Origin of the sequence: Micropruina sp. (assembly GCF_027492755.1) — a bacterium.
Classification (GTDB): domain Bacteria; phylum Actinomycetota; class Actinomycetes; order Propionibacteriales; family Propionibacteriaceae; genus Micropruina.
Genome location: NZ_JAPUED010000223.1, coordinates 1 through 5457, shown reverse-complemented (window position 1 = coordinate 5457; position 5457 = coordinate 1). Strand labels below are relative to the sequence as shown.

The following is a 5457-nucleotide window of genomic DNA, read 5'->3' as shown; positions in this document are numbered from 1 at the left end:
TGTTCAGCAACTCGGTGGCGCCGTCGGTGGTGGCGGGTTCGCTGCAGGCGCTGGAGCTGGTGGCCGGCTCGGGCGAGGCCCGGCAGCGGCTGGCCGCCAACACGGTGCTGTTCCGCGAGCTGATGGAGGACGCCGGCTTCGAGTTGCTGCCCGGCAGTCACCCGATCGTGCCGGTGATGTTTCCCGGCGAGGACGGCGCCCGGCTGGCCACCCGGATCGCCGACCACATGCTCAGCAACGGCGTCTACGTGATCGCCTTCAGCTTCCCGGTGGTGCCGCGGGGACGAGCCCGGATCAGGGTGCAGCTGTCGGCGGCGCACAGCAGCGCCGATGTCGAAGCCTGTGTGGCGGCCTTCGTCAGCGCGCGGCAAGCCTGCGGGTGAGCAGGGTGCCGCCGGCGGTCGCGATCGGGAAGACCAGCAGCGACAACAGCGGCACCGACAGCAACAGGAAGGTCGGCACGCCGAAGCCGAGCACCGGCCACGGATCGCGGCACAGCAGCCGATGCCGCTCGGCCATGCCGCGCAGGCCGCGGCGCCCGGCCGCCGACCCGGTCATCTCCAGGGCGATCATCCAGCCGCCGAACAGTGCCGACCCGACGGCGGCGAAAAACCCGCCGACGCCCGGGATCAGGCCGACCAGCAGCATCAGCGCGCCCACCGGCAGGCTGATCGCGATCACCTTGACCAGGTGGACCAGGGTCGACCAGAGCGCCTGCAGCAGCCCCTCACCCGGCGCGCTGGCGTAGCTGCCGGCGTGGGCGTCGATCTCTTCGGAGATGCGGTCGTAGAGCGGGGCGCCCAGCGCCAGGGTGGTGGCGGTGAACAGCAGCACCAGCAGCACGCCGCTGAGTGCGACGACCAGAATGGCCACGAAGGCCCGCAAGGTGGCCACGCCCGGCCAGCCCTCGGCGAACGGGGTCAGCCAGACGGCGATCCGTTGGGACAGGAAGCTGGCGGTGGCGAACAGCACCAGGAAGAGCACGGTGGTGATCAGCGGGGGAATCAGGCCGAGACCGAACAACCTGGCTCGGCGCAGCACAAGGCCCGCCCCGGTGACCAGCAGGCCCAGGCCCGACATGAGGCCGGCCAATGGTCGCGTCCGGGTGCGTTGAGCAGCCGATGGATTACCCACGGCCCTCCCTCCCCGTCAGACCGATGATGCCTGCCACACTACGACAGGCCCGCCGATTGTTGCACGCTCAACCAAGGACTCACAGGGCGTTCACAAGGTCGGTCAGCGTTTCGGAGCAACCGGCGTCCAGCTTGATTGACGCCAGCTCATCGCCTCGGGTGCCGCCGCGGTTGACGATCGCGACCGGTTTGCCGGCCCGAGCCGCGTGCCGGACGAAGCGCAGCCCCGACATCACGGTCAGCGACGAACCGGCCACCAGCAACGCCTCGGCCGCATCCACCGCGGCATAGGCGTCGGCCACCCGCGGACGCGGCACCGACTCGCCGAAGAAGACCACGTCGGGCTTCAGCACGCCGCCGCACGCCTGGCATGGCAGCACGACGAAGTCGCCCCAGTCGTCGACCACCGCGTCGCCGTCCGGACGCAGCCTGCCGTCGTCCATCTCGGCCCGGCCGGCGGCCAGGCTGCCGTGCAGGCCGGGGTTGGCGGCTTCCAGTCGCCGCTGCAGCGCCGTCCGTGCGGAGACTGCGCCGCAGTCCAGGCAGATCACCCGGTCGATCCGGCCGTGCAGCTCGAGTACGTCCGGGCTGCCGCCGGCGCTGTGCAGGCCGTCCACGTTCTGGGTGATCACGGTGGCCAGACCCCGCCGGGTGAGTGTCGCGAGAGCGCGGTGACCGGTGTTCGGAAGGGCGCGGCCGAAGCTGCGGAAGCCGAGCAACGAGCGTGCCCAATAGCGCCGCCGGACCTCGGCCGAACGCAGGAAGTCGTCGTACTGGATCGGGCTGGTCGGCCGCGACCCGGCGCCGCGGTAGTCGGGGATGCCCGAATCGGTGCTGATCCCGGCGCCTGTCAGGGCCACCCAGCGCCGGCCGCGCAGCAGGGTCGCCAACTCGTCCACGCGTACGCCGGTCTCGATCACGCCAGCATTATCGCTCGCCAGACGATGGCGGCGAGCGTGACCACGGTCAGCGCCAGCAGCCCGATCAGCTGGCCGGCCGGACGCCGTTCGCGCGGCGGCAGGATCAGTGCCGCGGCGGACGCCAACCCGCCGATCAGGCCGCCCAGATGGGCCTGCCAGGAGATGTAGCCGCCGCCCATGATGGTGATCACGATGTTGAGTGCCAGGAAGCCGGCGATCATCTGGTAATTGCCGCCGAATCGTTTCGCCAACAGCAGCAGGGCGCCGAGCATGCCGAAGATCGCGCCGGAAGCGCCCACCGCGACCGAATCGGGTGCGCTCAGCCACATCACCGCCGCGGACGCGGTCAGTGCGCTGATGCCGTAGACGGCCAGGAAGCGCACCCGGCCCAGCACCTGCTCCAGCGGCGGGCCGAGGAACCACAGGGCGAGCAGATTGCTGCCCAGGTGGAGGATCTCGGCGTGGGTGAAGGCGCTGGTCAGCACCTGCCACCAGGCGCCGGTCGCCACCCCGTTCACCCAGCCGGCGTCGAGCAGGGTGGCGCATTGGGCGGGCGTGACGCCGGGGTAGTAGTTGCCGCTGCCGTCGGTGAGCAGGCACATGCCCTGCGGGCTGATCCCCAAGCGGTTGACCCACACGCTGTCCCAGCCGCCGCTGGCCAGGATGACCACGAAGACCGCCAGGTTGAGGCCGATCAGGATCAGCGAGGTGCGCCGCGGATCAGTCGAGGGCCGCCCGCCCAGCGGGCCGACGCCGCTGCGGGTGGCTCGCATGCCCTCGCGCACGCATTCGGGGCATTGCACGCCGACCGGTGCGGTGGTCATGCATTCCGGGCAGATCGGACGCCGGCAGCGCTGACAGCCGATCAGGGTCTCGCGGTCGGGATGCCGGTAGCACACCGAGACCGGGGGCGGCTGAGTCACCCGGCCACCCTACCCAGGCCGGCCCCTTGCTCAGGCTCCACTAGTCTGACCGGGTGGCGGTACCCGACTTCATTCTCGATCTGCGCGCCAAGGTCGGCCACGACATGCTGTGGCTGTCCGGGGCGACGGCGGTGATCCTGCGCGACGGGCCCGCCGGCCTCGAAGTGCTGTTGGTGCGGCGCAGCGACGACGGTGCCTGGTCGCCTGTGTGCGGCATCGTCGACCCCGGCGAGGATCCGCACGTCGCGGCGATCCGCGAAGCCGCCGAGGAGGCCAGCGTGCGAGTCGCGGTGGAGCGGCTGGCCTGGCTGAACGTCACCGAACCCGTCGTCTACGACAACGGTGATGTGACCCAGTACATCGACCACACCTTCCGCTGCCGCTGGCTCTCCGGCGACCCGGTGCCGGGCGACGGTGAGGCGTCCGAGGCGCGCTTCTTCGCAGTCGACGAACTGCCGGTGATGCCGCGCAGCTACGCCGAGCGGATCGAGGTCGTCTTGGCCGATCGGCCCGAGACGGTGCTGGGCCGCGACTGGCTGCGAGACGGCCTGTGAGGAACGGTTTCCAGCCGAGGACGCCGCTGGAGCAGCGGCTGATGCGGGCGTTCGACCATCCGACGGACGCCGTGGCCTACCAGGCCTTCGTCAGCGATCTGATGGGCGTGACGCTCGGGGTGCTGGGACGGTACGAGCCGCGCGGCTTCCAGCCGCTGGTGCTGTCGCCGCTGGGCAATGCGGGTGTCTGCGTGTTCAGTCATCCGGACCGGTTCGAGACCTTCACCAACGACCTGATGCTGCCCGCGCCGGGTTGGGAGGTGCGGGCAGAGCCGTCCCGTCCGCTGTTCGAATGGGCGGTGGCCAACGACCTGAGCGTGCTGCTCAACCCCGGCAGTGGCTACAGCAAGGACTTTCCGGCCTTCGAACTGCGGGGTTTCCTGTCCGGTCGCTGGGTCTGACCGCCCGCGGCCGGATCGGCTGACCTGCTGACTCAGCGGTGGGGCCGGCCCAATTCCCAGCGGAAACCGACCACGGTCCGTTCCAGGGTGGGGTAGTGCCGGTGCACCGACTTCTCGGCGTCCAGTTTGACCGGTTCGGACTCCGACGGCGGCGCGTCGATGGAGGGCCACTCGCTGCTCCAGACCTGTTGCGGCAACCGCAACGGATGGAACTGCACCCGCAGGTCGACGTCGGCCAGCCGATGGGCCGCGGCGCGTCGGAACTCCGGGGGCGGCGGCGTCCGGTACCAGAACGTGGTCTCGTACTCGACGTCGGTGCTCTGGCCGGCGCACAACGGCTCGCTGAGCATGATGTCGACCGCGTACAGGCCCTCGCCCAGGGCGTACGGCTCGCCGCAGCGACCCCCGCGCACCACCCGGATGCAGGCGGCGTCGGTGTCGAAGACGCACGGGTAGCGGTCCAGGTCGTCCTCGGCGTGGATGGTCTGGGCGGTGCGGTGTGAGGCGGGCAGGCCGTCCGGGCCGATCAGATGGCAGTCCCGCAGCGAGAGCGTCCGGTGCCGTCGCGGTGGCAGCACGCCCCGCCGGACGACGGCGCGTCCGATCACCGCGTCACCGGCATCGGCCGAGCCTGCCAGCCGCAACAGCGTGGCGGCGTCGTCGGGGGACATCTCGAATGCCTCGATGAACCACCGCAACGTGGCCAGGCTCAGTGAACTCCCGGCGAGCGCCCGGTACACCCGGTCCTTCAGCTTGCGCGGCAGCGCCTCGTCGTCGACCGGATGCAGATCATTCGCCCACAGATAGTTGGCGACCACCTGACAGATGCCGCTCTGATGCAACGCATGCGCTTGTCGGCGGCCGATATGGGCCTGCCAACGGCTTGCGTACTGCGGATCGAGCAACAACTCACGGAGCCGACCTGAGGTGTCGTCGAGGGCTTTCCTGTCCAACGGGTCCTTCTTAGGGGTGGTATGAGCCGAATGCTAGTGACCGAAGGGGGAGCCCACCATGGGCATATCAGCCTTCAGGGTGAGCCTGGCCGAAGGTCCGACGCGACACGCCTGAACCACCCGGACGGGGGTAGTGGGCGCGGGAACTGCCGAGCACACTCGAAACACGAGGCGAAGGAGGTAGATCATGACTCAGCAGCAACCCCCGATTCCCCCCGTCGTGCCCACCGAAGGGCCGTCCGGCTCGGCGCCGAGCCCCGACCTGGCCGAGGAGACCAGCGACCTGATCATTCAGGACACGCCGGTCATCGACGCCACCAAGGTGCGCCCGGTCTCGGACGAAAGCTGACCCCATCCAGACGGCCCCTGATGTCGGACAAGCTCCGACGTCAGGGGTCGTTTGCGTCCTGTGGCCTCCGTTGGTCGAGCTTCTGCGTTGGTCGAGCTTGTCGAGACCCCCTCGCCCGCCAGCGTCGGCAAGCTCACCCGGCGGCTGCGTCGGCCACGGTGGAGAAGAGGCAGATCGCCAGCATCGAGAACCAGGCGAGCGCGCCGACCAGCGCGTGCAGCGCC

General features: G+C 70.1%; 8 protein-coding genes. 4 read left to right on the top strand and 4 right to left on the bottom strand.

What is annotated here, in order from left to right; genetic code table 11:
• Nucleotides 1–383, top strand: a 383-nt coding sequence (locus tag Q0066_RS15460; protein WP_298134590.1) for an aminotransferase class I/II-fold pyridoxal phosphate-dependent enzyme, incomplete at its 5' end; no start/stop codon positions are given.
• On the opposite strand, the gene Q0066_RS15455 is transcribed toward Q0066_RS15460, so the two are convergent.
• The 3 genes from Q0066_RS15455 to Q0066_RS15445 all read right to left on the bottom strand — a co-directional run bounded on the left by Q0066_RS15455 (nt 358) and on the right by Q0066_RS15445 (nt 2976).
• Nucleotides 358–1134, bottom strand: coding sequence for an EI24 domain-containing protein (locus Q0066_RS15455; RefSeq protein WP_298134587.1), 777 nt, complete (start codon nt 1132–1134; stop codon nt 358–360). The genes Q0066_RS15460 and Q0066_RS15455 overlap by 26 nt on opposite strands.
• 79 nt (nt 1135–1213) lie before the next feature.
• A complete protein-coding gene (locus tag Q0066_RS15450) occupies nt 1214–2053 on the bottom strand; it encodes an NAD-dependent protein deacetylase (RefSeq protein WP_298134585.1) in 840 nt (279 codons plus the stop codon).
• Entirely contained in the window at nt 2050–2976 is a 927-nt protein-coding gene (locus tag Q0066_RS15445) for a rhomboid family intramembrane serine protease (protein WP_298134582.1), read from the bottom strand. The genes Q0066_RS15450 and Q0066_RS15445 overlap by 4 nt, the downstream gene beginning before the upstream one ends.
• A 53-nt stretch (nt 2977–3029) precedes the next feature.
• Between Q0066_RS15445 and Q0066_RS15440 the strand changes: the two genes are divergently transcribed.
• Both Q0066_RS15440 and Q0066_RS15435 read left to right on the top strand, forming a co-directional pair.
• Nucleotides 3030–3530 carry an NUDIX domain-containing protein gene (locus tag Q0066_RS15440; protein ID WP_298134580.1) on the top strand — a complete coding sequence of 167 codons (501 nt, stop codon included), beginning with the start codon at nt 3030–3032 and terminating at the stop codon, nt 3528–3530.
• 41 nt (nt 3531–3571) lie between these two features.
• Nucleotides 3572–3931, top strand: coding sequence for a hypothetical protein (locus Q0066_RS15435; RefSeq protein WP_298134578.1), 360 nt, complete (start codon nt 3572–3574; stop codon nt 3929–3931).
• Between the two features lie 32 nt (nt 3932–3963).
• Here Q0066_RS15435 and Q0066_RS15430 read toward each other — a convergent pair whose 3' ends face one another.
• The gene (locus Q0066_RS15430) at nt 3964–4884 is read right to left on the bottom strand and encodes a hypothetical protein (protein ID WP_298134576.1); all 921 of its coding nucleotides are present in this window, start codon (nt 4882–4884) and stop codon (nt 3964–3966) included.
• A gap of 187 nt (nt 4885–5071) precedes the next feature.
• On the opposite strand from Q0066_RS15430, the gene Q0066_RS15425 reads away from it, so the two are divergent.
• On the top strand, nt 5072–5233 hold the full coding sequence (locus Q0066_RS15425; RefSeq protein ID WP_298134573.1) for a hypothetical protein: 162 nt from the start codon (nt 5072–5074) through the stop codon (nt 5231–5233).
• The last annotated feature ends 224 nt before the right edge of the window (nt 5234–5457 follow it).